The sequence below is a fragment of the Acidovorax sp. 62 genome (assembly GCF_002754495.1).
Lineage (GTDB): Bacteria > Pseudomonadota > Gammaproteobacteria > Burkholderiales > Burkholderiaceae_C > Acidovorax.
Genome location: NZ_PEFJ01000001.1, coordinates 1739225 through 1757175 on the forward strand (window position 1 = coordinate 1739225; position 17951 = coordinate 1757175).

At 63.2% G+C, this 17951-nt stretch carries 20 protein-coding genes; 5 read left to right on the forward strand and 15 right to left on the reverse strand.

What is annotated here, in order from left to right; genetic code table 11:
- The first annotated feature begins 109 nt into the window (after positions 1–109).
- On the forward strand, positions 110–592 hold the full coding sequence (locus CLU86_RS07725) for a hypothetical protein (RefSeq protein ID WP_233194872.1): 483 nt from the start codon (positions 110–112) through the stop codon (positions 590–592).
- 32 nt (positions 593–624) lie between these two features.
- Positions 625–834, forward strand: a complete 210-nt coding sequence (locus CLU86_RS07730) for a hypothetical protein (protein ID WP_099741208.1) — start codon at positions 625–627, stop codon at positions 832–834.
- Between the two features lie 291 nt (positions 835–1125).
- Here the strand turns inward: CLU86_RS07730 and CLU86_RS07735 are convergent, their stop codons facing one another.
- The 4 genes from CLU86_RS07735 to CLU86_RS07750 form a co-directional block, all read right to left on the reverse strand.
- Positions 1126–2577 carry a toll/interleukin-1 receptor domain-containing protein gene (locus tag CLU86_RS07735; RefSeq protein WP_158236320.1) on the reverse strand — a complete coding sequence of 484 codons (1452 nt, stop codon included), beginning with the start codon at positions 2575–2577 and terminating at the stop codon, positions 1126–1128.
- A gap of 319 nt (positions 2578–2896) precedes the next feature.
- Positions 2897–5170: a xanthine dehydrogenase family protein molybdopterin-binding subunit gene (locus CLU86_RS07740; RefSeq protein WP_099741210.1), complete on the reverse strand. Its 2274-nt coding sequence runs from the start codon at positions 5168–5170 to the stop codon at positions 2897–2899.
- 13 nt (positions 5171–5183) lie between these two features.
- Entirely contained in the window at positions 5184–5645 is a 462-nt protein-coding gene (locus CLU86_RS07745; RefSeq protein WP_099741211.1) for a (2Fe-2S)-binding protein, read from the reverse strand.
- Between the two features lie 198 nt (positions 5646–5843).
- On the reverse strand, positions 5844–6416 hold the full coding sequence (locus tag CLU86_RS07750; RefSeq protein WP_099741212.1) for a TetR/AcrR family transcriptional regulator: 573 nt from the start codon (positions 6414–6416) through the stop codon (positions 5844–5846).
- Between the two features lie 364 nt (positions 6417–6780).
- On the opposite strand from CLU86_RS07750, the gene pdxH reads away from it, so the two are divergent.
- From pdxH to CLU86_RS07770, 3 genes are all read left to right on the forward strand, one after another.
- On the forward strand, positions 6781–7419 hold the full coding sequence (pdxH, locus tag CLU86_RS07760) for a pyridoxamine 5'-phosphate oxidase (protein ID WP_099743408.1): 639 nt from the start codon (positions 6781–6783) through the stop codon (positions 7417–7419).
- Positions 7420–7583: 164 nt separating this feature from the next.
- Entirely contained in the window at positions 7584–8165 is a 582-nt protein-coding gene (locus tag CLU86_RS07765) for a hypothetical protein (RefSeq protein ID WP_099743410.1), read from the forward strand.
- 198 nt (positions 8166–8363) lie between these two features.
- Complete coding sequence (locus CLU86_RS07770; protein ID WP_099743412.1) at positions 8364–8720, forward strand: hypothetical protein; 357 nt, start codon at positions 8364–8366, stop codon at positions 8718–8720.
- Positions 8721–9070: 350 nt separating this feature from the next.
- Here the strand turns inward: CLU86_RS07770 and CLU86_RS07780 are convergent, their stop codons facing one another.
- The 11 genes from CLU86_RS07780 to CLU86_RS07825 all read right to left on the reverse strand — a co-directional run bounded on the left by CLU86_RS07780 (position 9071) and on the right by CLU86_RS07825 (position 17763).
- On the reverse strand, positions 9071–9778 hold the full coding sequence (locus tag CLU86_RS07780) for an SDR family oxidoreductase (protein ID WP_099741213.1): 708 nt from the start codon (positions 9776–9778) through the stop codon (positions 9071–9073).
- 63 nt (positions 9779–9841) lie between these two features.
- Entirely contained in the window at positions 9842–10843 is a 1002-nt protein-coding gene (locus CLU86_RS07785; RefSeq protein WP_099741214.1) for an NADP-dependent oxidoreductase, read from the reverse strand.
- 139 nt (positions 10844–10982) lie between these two features.
- A complete protein-coding gene (locus CLU86_RS07790) occupies positions 10983–11594 on the reverse strand; it encodes a TetR/AcrR family transcriptional regulator (RefSeq protein WP_099741215.1) in 612 nt (203 codons plus the stop codon).
- Between the two features lie 331 nt (positions 11595–11925).
- A complete protein-coding gene (locus tag CLU86_RS07795; RefSeq protein ID WP_015013774.1) occupies positions 11926–12141 on the reverse strand; it encodes a molybdopterin-binding protein in 216 nt (71 codons plus the stop codon).
- Between the two features lie 70 nt (positions 12142–12211).
- Positions 12212–13033 carry an ATP-binding cassette domain-containing protein gene (locus CLU86_RS07800; RefSeq protein ID WP_099741216.1) on the reverse strand — a complete coding sequence of 274 codons (822 nt, stop codon included), beginning with the start codon at positions 13031–13033 and terminating at the stop codon, positions 12212–12214.
- Between the two features lie 4 nt (positions 13034–13037).
- A complete protein-coding gene (locus tag CLU86_RS07805; protein WP_099743414.1) occupies positions 13038–14039 on the reverse strand; it encodes an aliphatic sulfonate ABC transporter substrate-binding protein in 1002 nt (333 codons plus the stop codon).
- 17 nt (positions 14040–14056) lie between these two features.
- On the reverse strand, positions 14057–14944 hold the full coding sequence (ssuC, locus tag CLU86_RS07810; protein ID WP_099741217.1) for an aliphatic sulfonate ABC transporter permease SsuC: 888 nt from the start codon (positions 14942–14944) through the stop codon (positions 14057–14059).
- An 8-nt stretch (positions 14945–14952) separates the two neighbouring features.
- Complete coding sequence (locus CLU86_RS07815) at positions 14953–15315, reverse strand: VOC family protein (RefSeq protein ID WP_099655565.1); 363 nt, start codon at positions 15313–15315, stop codon at positions 14953–14955.
- Positions 15316–15346: 31 nt separating this feature from the next.
- Complete coding sequence (gene ssuD, locus CLU86_RS07820) at positions 15347–16510, reverse strand: FMNH2-dependent alkanesulfonate monooxygenase (protein WP_099655566.1); 1164 nt, start codon at positions 16508–16510, stop codon at positions 15347–15349.
- An 80-nt stretch (positions 16511–16590) separates the two neighbouring features.
- Entirely contained in the window at positions 16591–16743 is a 153-nt protein-coding gene (locus CLU86_RS22895) for a hypothetical protein (RefSeq protein WP_199173420.1), read from the reverse strand.
- Between the two features lie 48 nt (positions 16744–16791).
- Positions 16792–17763, reverse strand: coding sequence for a sulfonate ABC transporter substrate-binding protein (locus CLU86_RS07825; protein WP_099741218.1), 972 nt, complete (start codon positions 17761–17763; stop codon positions 16792–16794).
- Positions 17764–17951: the final 188 nt, after the last annotated feature.

Consider the following 17951-nt stretch of genomic DNA (forward strand, 5'->3'; position numbering starts at 1 on the left):
CATAGGGCGAGTTTTGTCCGTTTCGAGCACTTCGCACCTGAAGGAGCGTTGGCTCCCCAGTGGCTTGGTCTGAAAACACAAGCTACGACTATGGGTGGGATGACGACTGATGGGACTGATGGGACTGATGGGACTGATGCGGCTGTGTAAGCTGCCGCTTGAAAAGCAAGGAAAAAATATGCTGCTAACCGATATCGCCGTCGAGCACACTTTGGTGTCCAAAAAGGATGGCGTTCGTCAGACTTTCTTGCTGCATCCTTTTACCGATACACAGCGAGATTCGCTTGGCAAATTCGAGCTCGTTCGTGACGTCAGCCAGCCAGGGTTCAAAGACGTGAAACGCTCCACCTTCGTATCGTTTCACCAATTGGCGGAGCTGTATGCAAAAGGCACACTAGACGAATTCGGGTTTTCCGTTCGCATGTGTCCGGGCAAAGGCACCTACCCTGCCAAGCTCCCGGCCAAAAAGATACTGCCCACCAGCATCAAGCCCGGCTCTTCGTTCGACCTGGAGGTTCAAAAAGTGGATATCTCCAAACCGGCGACTCGCGAATTGAGAACAGCCTTGCTTCGCACCAACGTGAAAATTTAAGCGTGACGACGCTGATTGATAGGGGAGCCACTGTGAATCCACCCATTGCGCATGCTGAACTCATTGCCACATTCAAGCGGGCCGAGGCAGATGCTGCTCACAAGTTCGGGCTGATTAAAGCTGCGGAGAACAAGGGCCCCAAGGCCATCCAAGCGGCCACCGAAACAGCGGCCAAGGCTGCAAAACGCAGGGACTCGTTTGCGAGAAAGCTGGGCGATCTGGGGGTGAACCTGAAGGATTGAGTGCCGCTCAGCCTACGGCGTGACACCAGCCATTGGCGGCTGCGCGCAACAAGTTCTGATCTTCAAAATAATCTCCGTAATCTGAAAGCAGAATCGGTAATGGGTCTCGCACCGATTTGCTTGCTTTCCATATGAGGCAGCTCAATCGCCTTTGCTTTTAAATCGCAAAGGTGTTTGAAAACAGATGGGTTAATCCGCTTTGGGCTGATATGAGTCGTTCACGTTGGTAAGCCGGACCGACTGCTATGTCATTACCGTACATTCAACCAGCGGCTGGATCCTTGTTGTCTGTTACTTCGTCAGAGCGTCGACGTTGATGGCCTCAAGGAAGCTGAAGCGGCCAAACGAGCGCCCACCAACACGGTTCAAGTTGCTCAGAAGGGTCTCAGAGCTATCAAGCTTGGCCTTGAGCTCAGCGCCCGAGCGCACCCCGATGGCTGTGTAGATGCCATTACGAGTGGTCTCGTCTGAGGCACGCAGAAACACGGGATGCTTGTTCCCATGGGCCGCATAGACGGACGTGCGCGGCGCCCAGTACGAGATCCACCCTTCAGAAGTCTCATGACCGACGAGCAGCGACTTAAGCGCGAGGAACACGTCAGCCTCCATTAGCTCGTTGAACGACGTTTTCTCGGCAGAGCAACGTTCCTTTAGCAGGTCGGCTGACACGGACACACGATTGAGCTTCAACCGTTGATTGCGATGCTGCTCCAATGACTCAAGATGGGAATCGAAGGCGACGAAGCGCGCCGTGGTCATTTCCCGTTGGCTACCGCGAACAATGTAGGTTGTATCAACCAGACGGCGCAAGGTTTTCCAACGCTCGTGCCGCAGAAGCGCCGCAGTTTGGATGAGAAGGGCTTCCTGCGCGAAGAACGCGTAGAAGTCTACCCAGCCTGGGTAGTAGGAGCTTGCGGTATCTGGCGGTCCAAAGTGTGCGCCGATGCCTTCCATCAGTTTGATGAAGGGACCAATCGCAATGGGGTCATCGTTCGAGAACGCAGCGACGGCTTCCACGTATTCAGCGACCTGGTCACGCAGGCCTTTCGTGCCGGTGATGGCCTGGTAGACCCCCTCGTCGTAGTCATTTCCATCCGGCGTGACGTACAGCTTGTTGAGCTCGGTTAGGACGCCTTTGACGAAGAGCGTCTCCAGTCCATGTCGGTTGGGCTTGCCGTCTTGGATGGCACGGACTGCGGCCCCCAATTCCCTGACATAGCTTGTGCCGCCGTTGGAGACGAAGGCGGGCGCACCGCCGAGCTTGGGTTTCTGATGAAAGGGTTGCTCATAGATGAGCCGGAGAAGCTGGTCAAGCCCCTCGCCGTACCGTTCCTCTGACGACACGTCGATGTAGATGAGCCCCTTCATGAAGACAGGGAGGCACGGCTGACCATCGTCGTCGTACTCGCAAACGATGGGGATGAACTTGGTCTGCTTCACTTTGCCGTAGAGCTCTTGGGAGATGATCTGCGACTCGGTGCCAACACCCCCGGCTCGGTTGTTCGCCTTCTCTTGGTACTTACGGTCACAAAGGACGAGGACCTTGAGCACTTCGGTGTCGACAACCATCGATTCCATGAAGACGTACTTGTCTTGACCGGGCTTGAGGTCCCACTTGTCAAGGATTGCGTCTACGCCGTGATTGCGCAGTGACGTAGCCAGGTCCATGACGAACTGCTCGTGCTCGACGCTTGTCCAGCTGTACGAGATGAAAACTTTAGGATGCTCAGTCGTCGCGCTCATAGTCATTTCCAACCTTCAATTATTGGTGCCACATATTCTCGCGTAGGCCTCGGCGATCCTATGTCAGTGGCCATAACACTTCCGTTGATTGCAGAACCCGACAAGCGCCTTACGCCAGTTAGTTTAAGTTCGCAAGTCTTCGCCCACAGACTGAAACCGCAACATTGCAGTCACCTCTCCTCCGCTTGAAGTGGGCCAAAATCCGCTCGCCAAACACAGCCCGAGCAATGCCTTGCACGCCGAACTGGCACAACCGAATAAACCATAAAAAAAGCGCCGGGCTCTTTCAAACCCGGCGCTCTCATTCCATCCAACCGCCTCAACCCAACTTAAACGGCAACTCCCTCGGCGTCTTCCCAGTCAACCGCGCCACCGCATTCGCAAACGCAGGCGCCAACGGTGGCAACCCGGGCTCACCCATGCCGGTGGGCGGCTCGGCGCTCGGCACGATGTGCACGGCCACCTGGGGCATGTCGGTGATGCGAGGCACGGCGAAATCACCGAAGTTGCTTTGCTCCACCACGCCGTCCTTCAGCGTGATGGCGCCGCCGGGCAGGCACATCGACAGGCCCATCAGCGCCCCGCCCTGCACCTGGGCCTCTACGCTCTTGGGGTTGACGGCCAGGTTGCAGTGCACGCCCGCCGTCACGCTGTGCAGCTTGGGCGTGCCGTCTTTGCTGACGGAGGCTTCCACCACGTACGCCACCACGGAGCTGAACGACTCGTGCACCGCTACGCCCCAGGCGCGGCCTGCGGCGAGCTTCTTTTTGCCGTAGCCGGACCGGTCTACCGCCAGTTGCAGGGCGGCCTTGTGGCGTGGGTGTTTGTCGCCCATCAGGCGCAGGCGGTAGGCCACGGGGTCCTGCTGGGTGGCGCGGGCCACTTCGTCCAGCAGGGTTTCCATGGCGTAGGCGGTGTGGGTGGAGCCCACGCTGCGCCACCACAGCACAGGCACGTTGACCTGCGGGTGGTGCACGGACAGGCGCATGGGGATGTTGTAGGGCTCTTTCATGCCCTCCACCGCCGTTGTGTCCACGCCGTTCTTGACCATGAAGGCCTCGAATGGCGAGCCCTTGAGGATGGATTGGCCGACGATAACGTGGTCCCACGCCAGGATGTTGCCCTGGGCATCAAAACCGATCTCGGCGCGGTGCACGTGCATGGGGCGGTAGTAGCCGCCTTTGATGTCGTCCTCGCGGCTCCACAGGGTGCGCACGGGGGCGGTGATGCCTGCGGTGCGCGCAGCCTTGGCCACGCCGCAGGCTTCGACCACGTAGTCGCTGGTGGGGATGGCGCGGCGGCCAAAGCCGCCACCGGCCATCTGGGTGTGCACCTTCACGTTTTGCGGCTGCACGCCCAGTACCTTGGCGGCGGCCATGGCGTCCAGGCCGGGCATCTGGGTGCCCATCCACAGGTCGACCTTGTCACCGTCGAGCTTGACGGTGCAGTTCAGCGGCTCCATGGGCGCGTGGGCCAGGTAGGGGAAGGTGAACTCGGCGCTGATCTTCTGCGGCGCGTTGGCCAGCGGGCCCACATCGGCAGGGATGGCGATGGTGCCGGTCTGCTTTGCCAGGGTGCGGTATTGGGTGAGCAGCTGGGCGGTGTCGGGCTTTTCAACGCTGGCCGTATCCCATTCCACCTTGAGCGCATCACGCCCCTGCTTGGCGGGCCAGTAGCCTTCGGCAATCACGGCCACGCCTTCGCCGCCGCGGTCGGTGGGCACGCGCAACACGGCTTTCACGCCTGCAATGGCTTTGGCGGCGCTGTCGTCCAGCGACTTCAGCTTGGCGCCAAACACCGGTGGGCGGGCCACCACGGCCGTCAGCATGCCGGGCAGGCGCACGTCAATGCCGTAGTCCTGCTGGCCGCTGGATTTGGCCTTGGCATCGAGCCGGCCCGTGGGCTTGCCGATGATGCGGAACTGTTTGGGGTCTTTGAGGGAAACTTTCTCGGGCACGGGCTGCTGCATGGCGGCCTCGGCCAGTGCACCGTAGGCCAGCTTTTTGCCGCCGGGGCCCACCACAAAGCCTGCGTTGGTGCGCAGGGCCGATGCGTCTACGCCCCACTGCGCGGCAGCGGCAGACACCAGCATGGCGCGGGTGCGTGCCCCCAGCTCGCGGTACTGGGTGTACGAGTTTTTCAGAGAGTTGGAGCCGCCCGTGAGGTGCATACCAAAGGCAGGGTCGGCATAGGCGGGGTTGGCGTCACCGTGCACGCTGCGCACCTTGGCCCAGTCGGCGTCCAGCTCTTCGGCCAGGATCATGGGCAGGCCGGTTTGCACACCCTGGCCAAAGTCCAGGCGGTTGATGGTGACGGTGACAGTGCCATCGGTGTCGATGCGCACAAAGGCCGAGGGCTGCTCAAAAGGCTTGAGCCCGGCGGGTGCTGCGCCTGCGCCCTGTGCGGTAGCGACCAACGGGTAGGCCCCCAGCGCAAAGCCGGATGCAGCTGCGGCCTTGAGGAAGGTGCGGCGCGCCACGCCTTCGGGGGCGGCGGCGCTTGCTTCTGTATTGATAGCGCCTTGCGCTTGATCCATAAGCGCTACCAAGCCTTTTGGCATGTGTGCGCGTGCTGTTTGAGCGTCGAAATGCATGGTGTTCTCCTGCTCAGGCCAAGGTTTTGGCGGCGTCGTGGATGGCGGCGCGGATGCGCACATAGGTGCCGCAGCGGCAGACGTTGCCCGCCATGGCCGCGTCGATGTCGGCGTCAGAGGGCTTTTTCTTGCCCTTGAGCAGCGCGGTGGCGCTCATGATCTGGCCGCTTTGACAGTAGCCGCACTGGGCCACGTCGTGCTTGACCCAGGCGGCGTGCACGGCCTTGCCCACCTTGTCGTTGGCGGTGACAGCTTCAATGGTGGTGATCTTTTGGCCCGCAGCGGCCGAGATGGGGGTGATGCACGAGCGTACGGGCGCGCCGTTCAGATGCACCGTGCAGGCCCCGCACAGTGCCTGACCGCAGCCAAACTTGGTGCCGGTCATGCCCAGCGTGTCGCGCAGGGCCCAGAGGATGGGGGTGGAGTCGTCGGCGTTGACGGCGGTGTCTTTGCCGTTGATGTTCAAGGTTGGCATCGTGGGGTGCTCCTGGTTGGGGTGCGGTGGGGGAAATAATTTTGGCTGAATTATTATTCGACTAAAAATTTCTTGCAGCGGACTGTCGGTTTTTGACTTGGCTGGGCCAGTCTGGCTTGGCCTGCGGCCCGGAATCTCTATCGTCCAAAAACTCTGGCGTGGTGCTTCACGGCGAGCGTTGGCACAACGCAGCCAAGGTCAGGCCTTGAGGGCATCCCAGCACAGGCTGAATGCGGTCTGGTGCACGGCATCGTCGTCTGGCAGCACACCGGTGCGTATCAAGTTGGCGGTTTCGCGCACCGAGCCGAGCAGGCTGGCCGTGAGCAGCGAGCCATGCACGGGTTTCAAAATCTCGTTGCGCTGACCCTCTTCCATCAGCGCAAAAAAGCCCGCCATCAGCCGGGTTGAAAACTCGCGGTTGCCCTGGGTGAACCAGGGCGAGTTGTAGTACTGCTCTTGAAACACCACCTCAGCGTACTGGTCGAGCCGGTGGCGCAGCAGGTTGAGCCAAGTGCGCCGCACCCTGGCCTTGAAAGGCATGGCGGGCTCCACGCCGCGCATGATGCGTTCGGCCGTCACGGTTTTGGCGTCTTGGTAGAGCTGGCTGATCAGCTCGTCCTTGGAGGGGTAGTAGACATACAGCGTGCTGGTGGCAATGCCAGCGGCCCGGGCAATCTCGGCCATGGTCAGCCCGCTCAGGCCCGTTTGTGCCACCAGATCAAAGGTGGCCTGGGCAATGGCGCGCTGCTTTTCGTCGTCTTTGGGTTTCATGGCCGGGCCAATATAAACGAATAGATATTCGCTCACAAGCGGGCAAACACCGAACCGCGCAGTGCCCGCCCCTCAGAACCTGTTCAAAGTCTTTTTGAAGTTGCACAAGTGTCTGGCCGGGATGGGATGCAAGGCGCAGCGCGCAGCCAATAGCCCGTGCTATTGGCAAGCGTTGCAACGCCGCAGACCGCCCGGCCAGCCACTTGCCCGCAGGGTTGGAGTGAAATCGGGCGATTGAACGCCTCGGCCGCTTGCATGGGCACGAGCCCATGCGGCGCACCCGTTGCATCCACTCATCCCGATTGCACTCCAATGCAATTTCCAAAAAGACTTTGAACAGGTTCTCAGATGCACAATGGCAGGCATGACCACATCCATCGCAGACCTTCGCAAGAGTTACGAGCGTACCGAGCTGAACGAAGACGCCTCGCACGCAGCCCCCCTGCAGCAGTTTGACCAGTGGCTCAAGGAAGCCATCAGCGCCCAAGTGCCCGAGCCCAATGCCATGACGCTGGCCACCGTGGGCGGCGACATGCGCCCCAGCACGCGCATCGTGCTCATCAAGGGCTATGACGAGCGCGGGATTGTCTGGTTTACCAACTACGACAGCCGCAAGGGCCGCCAGATTGCGGGCAACCCGTTTGCAGCGCTGCAGTTTCATTGGGTGGAGCTGGAGCGCGTGGTGCGCGTGGAAGGCCGCGTGGAAAAAGTGAGCGATGCCGAGAGCGACGAATACTTCCACAGCCGCCCGCTGGACTCGCGCATTGGTGCCTGGGCCAGCCCGCAAAGCCAGGTCATCAGCGGCCGTGGGGTGCTGGTGGCCAACGCAGCCAAATACGGCGCGCAGTTCATGCTCAAGCCGCCACGCCCGCCGCACTGGGGCGGCTACCGCCTGGTGCCCGACCAATGGGAGTTTTGGCAAGGCCGCAAGAGCCGCCTGCACGACCGCTTGCGCTACCGTCTGGACGGCACCGACTGGCTGCGCGAGCGGCTGGCACCGTGAGAGGACGGGCTGACGTGGCCTGCTGATCCAACGCTGGGATTCAACGCATGGATTCAGCGCTCTGACCGCACGTTTCAATCCCCCCTGCCCGACCCGGCCCAGCGCCGGGCTCTTTTTCTGATAGCCCCCTGCCCCTTATGCCCGCCCATTCTGGCAACGCACCGATGCGTTCAACACGCCGCACACCACATTCCGCGCTGACCATTGCCACGACTGCCGTGCTGGCCTGTGCCGCGCTGGCCGCGTGCAACCAAACGGCAGCGCCCCCACAGCCCACGGCCGCGGCGCAGCAGGCCAACGACAGCTTTGCCGCCATCACCACTGCGTGCACCCAGTTCCTGGCGGCGCGTGAGGCGCATGTGGACCCCTTCAGCGGGCCAGGCACCCAAGGCAACGGCACCTGGGCCAAGACCGGCTACAGCCCTGCCCTGGTACAGCCCGAGGTCAACGCCACCGAATCGCCTGTGACGCCCTTCGTGGGCAAAATCGTCATCAAAGACAACGACGCCCGGGCCACGGCCGCCACAGAGGCAGAGGCGAAGGCCATCACGCTGACGCCAGCGCACCTGCTCTCCAACCGCACACACACGCTGGTGTACAGCTTTGACGGCAAACAGTGGCGCTGGCAAAACGGCCAGCGCCTGACCAAAGCCCCCGGCCAGAACGACGCCATGGTGGCGCTGACGCAGGCAGAGGTATCGGCCCCCGGCCCAAAGGGGTTTGCAGGGTGCCTGCCGCAACAGTAGCCGACTCAATAGCTATTAAAAATATAGCTTCCAGCGCTTTACTGTAGAGCGCTAGACGGCAATTTCATTGCGAATGCACGCATGAATGGCCAAAGCGCGAAGCGCCCTGGTGCGCCGCTGCGCGTGCCCCCAGCGTGGAGCGCAGATACCATCGGCAGCATCACCCTAGCTCCGTCTGGCCTACACCCACTGCCCGATATGCTCACGTTCCTGTACTACGCACTCATGCTTTTGGTCGGTTTCTTCTTTTACCGGCATGGGCAAAAGCTGCTCAACCAAGGGCATCGGGACGACAAAGGCGAGCCCACCCAGGGCATGGTGGGGCCGATGGGTTTTTTGGTGCTGGGCGCTGCGGGCAGCTATCTGTTGTTTGCCCTGCTGCGCGCGCTGGCGCGGGGCGAGGTGCCTTGCGTGGGCAAGGGCTGTGCCGGGCAGATTTACACGTTGGCGGAGCAGGCGGGCCCGTACTGGGCCAACGTGTTTTTCCTGGCGTGGTGCGTGGTGGCGTTTGGCTACGCGCTGTATGTCACGCTCAAGATCTGGTTTCGGCCCTAGGCATCCCCCTTTCGATGGAGCCACAAGGCCTAAGAACCTGTTCAAAGTCTTTTTGGAGTTGCACAAGTGTCTTGCCGGGATGGGCTGCTAGGCGCAGCGCGCGGCCAATAGCTCGTGCTATTGGCAAGCGGTGCAACGCCGCAGACCGCCCGGCAAGACACTTGCCCGAAGGGTTGGAGTGAAATCGGGCGATTGGATGCCCCGGCTGCTTGCATGGGCATGAGCCCATGCGGCGCATCCGTTGCATCCACTCATCCCGATTGCACTCCAATGCAATATCCAAAAAGACTTTGAACAGGTTCTAAAGCCGCTCCACTGCGTGCAGGGCAAGCAAGCCGCCCTGCACACCGTCAGGCCTGCGGCGGCAAGTAGCCAGGGCGGTCTGCCGTCATCGACTGCTTGACGTGCTGGGTGATCTCATCGGCCAGCACTTCGTCTGCGCCCGTCTCCAGCCCATCCAGCGCGCGCTGGACGATCTGCTCGGGGCTGGTCTTGGGTACGTCAAAGCCGCGGGTCAGGTCGGTGTCCACATAACCCATGTGCAACCCCAGCACCTGCGTCTTTTGCGCGGCCAACTCGTAGCGCAGCGCGTTGGTCAGCGACCAGGCTGCCGACTTGCTGGCCGAGTAAGCCGCCAGTTCACCGCCGTTGACCCACGAGGCCACCGACAGCACATTGAGCAGTGCCCCGCCGCCGTTGGCCTGCAAGATGGGCGCAAACGCCTTGCTCACACGCAGCATGGCGAAAAAGTTGGTTTCAAAGAGCCTGCGGGTGACCTCTTCGCTCTCGGCTGCCAAAAATCCGCCAGGCTGGGCGATGCCCGCGTTGTTGATCACGAGCGTGACGTCGGACGCCAACGCGGCAGCAGCGGCGACATCGCTGGGGTTGTTCACATCCAGGCGCAGGGCCTGCAAGCCAGCCTGGAGGGTGATGGTGGCGGGATCACGCGCACCGGCGTACACCTTGCGCGCGCCACGGGCGAGCAACTCGCGGGCAAATGCCAGGCCGATGCCGCGATTGGCACCGGTGATGAGGACGACAGCGTTTTCAATCTTCATGGAAATCTCCAGGGGTTGGGATAAAGACGGGGACGGAAAAAGAGCGCTGCGCCAGCAGTCGGCTCACTGGACCTTGACGACGACCTTGCCCTTCGCGCGCCCAGCTTCTACATAGGCCAGGGCTTCGTTGGTGGCGTTGAACGGAAAGACTTTGTCGATCACCGTGCGGATGGCGCCTGCTTCGATGAGGCGGGTGATCTCTTGCAACTGGCCACCGTGCGCCCGCATGAAGAGGAACGAGTAGCCAATGCCCAGCTTGCGGGCACGCCGCCGGGTGCCCGCGCTGAGCAGGCGCATCACCAGTCGCACAAAGCCGGGGGCACGGATGTCCTTGCCAAACTCGGGGTCTGGCGGGCCAGAGATGGAGATGAGCCGACCGCCCTTTTTCAGCACCCGCAGGGACTTGGCCAGCGCCTGGCCGTCTTGGCTGTGAAGGACCACGTCGTAGTCGCGCAGCACGTCTTCAAAGTTTTGCGTCTTGTAGTCGATGACCACATCCGCACCCAGGCTCTTGACCAGGGCCGCATTGCCCGCGCTGGTGGTGGTGGCCACGGTGGCGCCCAGGTGCTTGGCCAGCTGGATGGCAAAGGTACCCACGCCGCCCGAGCCCGCCTGAATGAACACCTTCTGCCCCTTTTGGAGCCGGGCCTTTTCCACCAGGGCCTGCCAGGCCGTCAGGCCCACCAAGGGAATGGACGCCGCCTCTTCCATCGTCAGGCCACGGGGCTTGGCAGCCAGCGATGACTCTTTGACAGCCAGCAGTTCTGCAAAAGCGCCAATGCGGAAATCGTCAGGGCGGGCGTACACCTCGTCGCCGGGCTTGAACTGCTGAACGCGCGAACCGACCTTGACCACCACACCGGCCACGTCATGCCCGAGGACGAGGGGCAGCTTGTAGGGCAAGATGAGTTTGAACTCACCGCTTCTGATTTTCGCGTCGAGCAGGTTGACGCCAGCGGCATGCACCGCCACCAGCACCTCGTCATCGTGCAGGTCGGGCGGCGGGATGTCGGCAGGCCGCAGCGCGCCCTGCTTGGCATAGCGATCGAGGACAAAGGCTTTCATGGGGTTTCCTTATTTCAGCGGGGCCAACGTGGTTGAGCGTGCCAAGCGGGCTTCAAGGTGCAGGCAGCACCGTTTTGCCTCAAATTTCGCATGACAGTCATCATATAAAAATGCAAAAAAAAGCGCGCGGCTGACAGAATCAGCCCGGCGCGCCAGGGGGCGTCAGGTGCTTGATGGCGGCCTCGCGCAGGCTGTCTGACAAGGCGGGCTCATCCACAGCACGGGCCAGCACCAGGGCGCCCACCATGGTGGCAATGGTGACCAGTGCGCCCTCATGGGCTTCAGGTCGGCCCCACTGCGGCGACTGGCGGGCAATCAGGTCGACCATTTCCTTGATGTGCTGGGTCGCGACACGGCGCACCTCGGGGGTCTGGCGCACGGTCTCAGAGCCCAGTGCGGCCAGGGGGCAGCCTGTTTCGACGCCCTCGACATGCTGTTTGGAAAGGTAGGCGTTGAGCATGGTCACCAGCGCCCGCTGAGAGGACTCGCCCGCCACGACGTTTGCAACGAGCGCCGCAGATTCCGCACACGCCTGGGCCGCAGCTTCGGTCAACATGGCTTCGCGGGACTCAAAGTGCGCATAGAAGGCGCCGTGCGTCAGGCCCGCCTCCTTCATGATGTCTGCCACCCCCGTGCCGTGATAGCCCTGGCGACGGATCGCCCGCGCAGCCACCGACACGATGCGTTCGTGGGTGGCCTCTTTGGCAGCGACTCGGGCATTGGGCTGTCTATTTCGCATGACGCATATCATACATTTTATCAGGCGCGCTGGCAAGCAGGCCCCCTGGCCGGTGCCCCATGCCCGCCCTTTGCCTGGTCAGCACCAAAAACTCAGGCCCTGTGCAAGGGCCTGAGGGGTGAAGCGCGCGGCAGGTGCTGCTTTGAACGCAAGCAAAACTGCTACGCTTTCAATAGCACCTCGCGCTTATCCATAAAGCGCTAGACGCCAATTTAATTATGGAGCACGCCTCTTTGAACTTGAAATATCCGTTCGGGTTGAGCTTGTCGAAACCTTGCGCGGCGCTTCGACTGCACTCAGTGAACGGTTCAAGCAGGTTCGTGCCGACCCCATCAAAATCAACTCACAGCTTGGCGATGGACACCTCGGTGGACTTGACCAGCGCGACGACGTCAGAGCCGACGACCAGGCCCAGGTCGTCCACCGAACGGGTGGTGATGACGGAGGTGACGATGCCCCAAGGGGTTTCGACATCGACTTCAGAGACGACATCGCCACGGATGATTTCGCGCACTTTGCCCTTGAACTGGTTGCGTACGTTGATGGCTTGAATGGACATGGGGTTCTCCTTGAAAGTCCGTTGGTAAAAGGCTGACGTTGATAAAAAGAAAGCGGATAAAGAAAACAGATCAGATGGCCCAGCGCAGGCCGTGGGCAGGCACACCGGGCCAACTCGCGCCGCCTGCAGCGGACTCGGGGTCGGGCTTTTGCAGCACGCGGTCGAGGATGCGTTTTTCCAGTGCGGCAAAAGCGGCGTCGCCGTGGGATCGTGGGCGTGGCAAGTCAATGCGTTGGTCCAGTGCGATCTGGCCGTCTTCGATCAGGATCACGCGGTCGGCCAGGGCCACGGCTTCTTGAACGTCGTGGGTGACGAGCAGCGCGGTAAAGCCGCTGCTGCGCCACAGGCCTTCGATCAGGCGGTGCATTTCGATGCGGGTGAGCGCATCGAGCGCGCCCAAGGGTTCATCGAGCAGCAGCAAGCGCGGGTTGTGCACCAGAGCACGGGCCAGGGCCACGCGCTGGCGCTGGCCGCCGGACAGGCGCGCTGGCCATTCGCCCAGCCGGTCGCCCAGGCCCACGCGGGCCAGTACGTCGGCCGCGGCGCCGCGCTGTGCGGGCGGCAGGCCCAGGGCCACGTTGTCGGCCACGCGCTTCCAGGGCAGCAGGCGCGAGTCCTGGAACATGATGCGGGTGCTGTCGCTCAGGCCGCTCACGCCCTCGCCGTCGATGCGGATGGCTCCGCCCGAGACGGATTCCAGCCCCGCCACCAGGCGCAGCAGCGTGCTTTTGCCGCAGCCGCTGCGGCCCACGATGGCGACAAACTCGCCGGGCTCGATCACCAGGTCGGCCTTTTTGAGCACGCTGCGCGCGCCGTAGCGCTTGTCCACGCCGCGCACTTCCAGGCGCACGCCGGTGCCTGCGGGCTTTGCGGAAGAAAGGGGTTCAGTCATGGCATCAGGCTCCGGGTTTGAAAAGGGCCACGTCCAGCGCGTTCACGCGCCGTGGCAGGAGTTTTTCGGACAAGAAGGCATCGGCAATGCGCTGCTGCTCGGCCAGCAAGCCGGGCTGCACGGCGCGCACGTCGTAGCTGCGGCGGCTGTTGGCCTGCTCCACCGTGGCGGCGTCCAGCCCCCACACCGGGGCGAGCAAGGCAGCCGCGTCTTGCGGGCTTTGCTTGACCCACTGGCCGGCTTTTTTCAGCTCGGCAAACAGCACCTGCAGCACATCGGGCCGCGCCTGGGCAAACGGGGTGGAGGCGAGGTAGTAGCGCTGGTACGAGGCGATGTCGCCCTGCCCCTGCCCACGGCCGTCCGCAATCACCCGCACGGCCGATTGGCGCTGCACGGCGGCCAGGAACGGGTCCCACACCACCCAGGCGTCGATGGCACCGCGCTCAAACGCGGCGCGGCCATCGGCGGGAGTTAGGTAGGCGGGCTCGATGTCCTTGAACGCGAGGCCCGCTTTGTCCAGCGCGGCAATCAGCAGGTAGTGCGCGCCTGCGGCCTTGGCAAAGCCTACTTTTTTGCCCTTGAGGTCGGCCACGGTTTTGATCGGCGAATCCGCCCGCACCACGATGGCCTGGGCCGAGGGCGATGGGGCCTCTTGCGCCACAAACGTGAGCTGAGCGCCTGCCGCCTGGGCAAACACGGGCACGGTGTCGGCCACATCGGCGCTCACGTCCACGTTGCCCAGGTTCAGGGCTTCGAGCAGCGGCAGACCGCTGGTGAACTCGTGCCAGCTCACCTTGACTTGCAGGGGCGCCAGCAGTTGCTCCAGCGTGCCACGGGTCTTGAGCACTACGGCCAGGGTGGACGACTTTTGGTAGCCCAGGCGCAGCACCTGGGGCTTGGCAGCGCTGCCCTGGGCGTGGGCCAGCGCGGTCCAGCCGGTGGCGGCGCTCAGGGTTGCCAACGTGCGCAGGGCCTGGCGGCGGGTGGTTGGGTGCAGTCGGTTCATGTCCATGTCCTCCTGCATCAAGCGGCCTGGTAGCCGGGGTGCCAGCGCAGCCAGTAGCTTTCCAGCGTCTTGGCAAACACGTCGGCCAGCTTGCCCAGCAAGGCGTAGAGCAGGATGCCCACGAGCACGATGTCGGTCTGCAGAAACTCACGGGCGTTCATGGTCAGGTAACCAATGCCAGCCTGGGCAGAGATGGTTTCGGCCACGATGAGGATCACCCACATCAGCCCCAGCGAAAAGCGCAGCCCCACCAGAATGCTGGACAGCGCCCCGGGCAGGATGATCTGCTGGTAGAGCTGCCAGCGGCTCAGGCCGTAGGTGCGGCCCATTTCGATGAGGCCAGGGTCTACGTTGCGGATGCCGTGGAAGGTGTTGAGGTAGATCGGGAAGAACACCGACACGCTGATGAGGAACAGCTTGGCCGACTCGTCAATGCCAAACCACAGGATGACCAGCGGGATGAGTGCCAGCGCGGGGATGTTGCGCACCATCTGGATGGTCGAGTCCAGCAGCGTCTCAAAAAACCGCACCGATCCGGTGAGCAGGCCCAGCACCAGGCCCAGCCCACCGCCAATGGCCAGCCCCGCCAGGGCACGGCCCGCGCTGACCTTGACGTGGGTCCACAGCTCGCCCGAGGCGGCCAGGGCCCAGGCGGCCTTGATCACATCCAGCGGCGCGGGCAGCACGCGGGTAGAGAGCCAGCCCAGCGACGAGGCAATCTGCCACAGCACGATGAGGCCCACGGGCACGGCCCAGGGCAGCAGGCGTTGGCCCACGTTGCGGGCAAACAGGGCCAGTTGCGATGGCCGCACCGGGCTGCCGGACTCGTCAGGGGTGTCGGAGACAGTGGCGGCAGAACCTGCAGGGGCGACCTGCAGCTCGCGAACGTTTTGAATTTGGGTCATGCGATGGCTCACGGTGTGTGATCGGGTTCCAGAAACTCCAGCTGGTTGCCCGCTGGGTCTTTGACGTAAAAGCGCAGGTAGCCAGGCAGCGCGCGGTTCTCTACCAGCGGCAGTTGGGCCTGCAGCAGGCGGCCGCGCAGCGCGGGCAGGTCTTGCACCTCAAAGGCCAGGTGCGACACCGCAGGCGCGGGCTGCCACTGCTCGGTGGGCACCAGGTCAATGCGCTGGGTGCCTGCCACAAAGCGCAGCGCATTGCCCGCTTGCAGGCGCACTTCAGGCAGGCCCAGCAGGCTGTTGTAGAAGTTGCGGATCTGCCCCTCGGCCCCCGAAGGAAAGGGCAGCTGCACGTGGTTGATGGAGTGGACGACCATGGTGAATGTCCTGTTTCGCCGTGCCGCCGGCTCAGCTTTGCGACGCCTTGGGCACGTACTGGTTGCCCACGGTTTCGCCAAAAGGCCCCAGCGGGTTGCCTCCGGTGAGCTTTTCCTGCACCTTGACGGGCAGCAGCGGAAACACTAGCTCGGCAAAGCGGTAGGCTTCTTCGAGGTGTGGGTAGCCCGAGAGCACAAAGGTGTCCAGCCCCAGGTCGGCGTATTCCTGGATGCGGGCGGCCACGGTTTCGGGGCTGCCCACCAGTGCCGTGCCTGCACCGCCGCGCACCAGGCCCACACCGGCCCACAGGTTGGGGCTGATCTCCAGGTCTTTGCGGCTGCGCTTGGCGCCTCCGGCATGCAGCGCGGCCATGCGGCGCTGGCCTTCAGAATCCATGCGGGCAAACACGGCCTGGGCGCGCACCACGGTGTCGTCGTCCACATGGCTGATCAGCTCTTCTGCCGCCGCCCAGGCCTGCTCCTCCGTCTCACGCACGATGACGTGCAGGCGGATGCCGAATTGCACCGTGCGGCCCAGCTTGGCGGCGCGCTCGCGCACATCGGCCACTTTCTTGGCCACTTCGGCCGGTGGCTCGCCCCAGGTGAGGTAGGTCTCGACCTGCTCGGCCGCCAGGTCGTGCGCTGCGGCAGACGAGCCGCCGAAATACACCGGTGGGTGGGGCTTTTGCAGCGGCGGGAACAGCAGCTTGGCGCCCTTCACGCTGAGGTGCTTGCCCTCGTAGTCGTAGGTTTCGCCATCGTGGCTGCGCGCCAGAATTTCGCGCCAGATGCGGATGAACTCTGCCGACTGCTCGTAGCGCTCGGCGTGGTCGAGAAACACGCCGTCGCCCTCCAGCTCGGTCTGGTCGCCGCCGGTGACCAGGTTGATGAGCAGGCGCCCGCCCGAGAGGCGGTCGAACGTGGCGGCCATGCGGGCGGCCAGCGCGGGCTGGTGCAGGCCAGGGCGCACCGCCACCAAGAACTTGAGGTTGCGCGTGACGGGCAGCAGGGTCGATGCAATAACCCACGGGTCTTCGCAAGAGCGCCCGGTGGGGATGAGCACGCCTTCGTAGCCCAGGCTGTCTGCCGCGACGGCCACTTGCTTGAGGTAGTCGTGGCTGAGCTGGCGGCCGCCCTTGGCGGTGCCCAGGTAGCGGCTGTCGCCGTGGGTGGGGATGAACCAGAAAATCTGCATGGAGGTCACCTGTGTGCTGGGGGGCTGAGAGTGTTTTGGGGCCCCGGCCTTGGGGCCAGGTGCCTGTTTTTTTTGGGGGGTCAGTACGAGATCGCAAAACCGAAGGTCGGTGCACGCCCCGCGCCGTTGCAAGGCCTGGCACTCAGCCCCCAGGCCTGGGCCGTGACGCACAGCATCTGCTGCAGGCGCTGGTGCAGAGGAAATGGCATGGGTGCAGGCGTACGGGTGGGCATGGTGGGCTCCTCGGTCAGTGCATCAATAGGGCTACAGCGGTGCCTGGATTACTTCAGGTCCACAGGGGCGGCGTGCAGCAGGTTCAACTTTTTGGGAATGAGCTTCAGGTCAAAGAAGGTGTCGGCAATGGCTTGCTGCTCGGCCAGGATGTCGCGGGTGACCACGGTGGTGCCGTAGCCCACGCGGCCCACAAACAGCTCGGTGATGGAGCGGTCCAGCCCCAGCACTTGCGCCAGCTCGGTGGCGGCCTCGGCCTTGTTCTTGGAGATCCAGGTCTCGATGGTGTTGACCTCGTCCACGGCAATGCGCAGCACCTCGGGGTGGCGGGTGGCAAAGTCGCGCGAGGTGAAGTAGTACGCACGGTTATTGACCACGCCCTGGGCGTTGGCCAGGATGCGGGCGCCCAGCGTTTTCTCGGCCGAGGCGAGGAAGGGGTCCCAGATCACCCAGGCGTCTACCGCGCCTTTTTCAAAGGCAGCACGGGCATCGGGCGGCGCCAGGAAGACGGATTGCACGTCGGCGTACTTCAGCCCGTGCTTTTCCAGCAGCTTGACCAAAAAGTAATGCACATTGGAGCCCTTGTTGTAGGCCACGCGCTTGCCCTTGAGGTCGGCCACGGTGCGGATGGCCGAGTCCTTGGGCACCACCACGGCCTCTACCGCCGGGCGGGGCACCGAGGAGCCCGCGTACACCAGTGGCGCGCCAGCGGCCTGGGCAAAGATGGGGGGTGCTTCGCCCACGTCACCAAAGTCGATGGAGCCGACGTTGAGCGCTTCGAGCTGTACAGGGCCGGCGTTGAACTCGGTCCAGGTCACCTTGGCGCCCAGCGGGGCCAGGCGCTTTTCGAGCGTGCCACGGGCCTTGATGAGCGAGAGCCAGCCTTTTTGGTGGCCCACCCGCAGCACGGGGGCTGCGGACGACTGGGCCAAGGCCGGGGTGGCCAGACCTGCAGCGGCCAAGCCGGTAGCAATGCTGGTCGCCAGCACTTGGCGGCGTGAAGATGAAAAACGGTGTGTCATGGGATGCTCTTTTGGGGTGGTTCAGTCGCCCAGGCGGCGGTGCTATCGGAAATCAGCGATCCGCTATCGCCGTGCAGCGGGCAACACTGCCCCCTGCCCTGCAACCTGGGCATGTCAACAAATCAAGGGGAGAGGAACCAGGCCCAGGGTGGAGGCTTCTGCGCCCCCACCGCTGGCCTGGTGGCTGC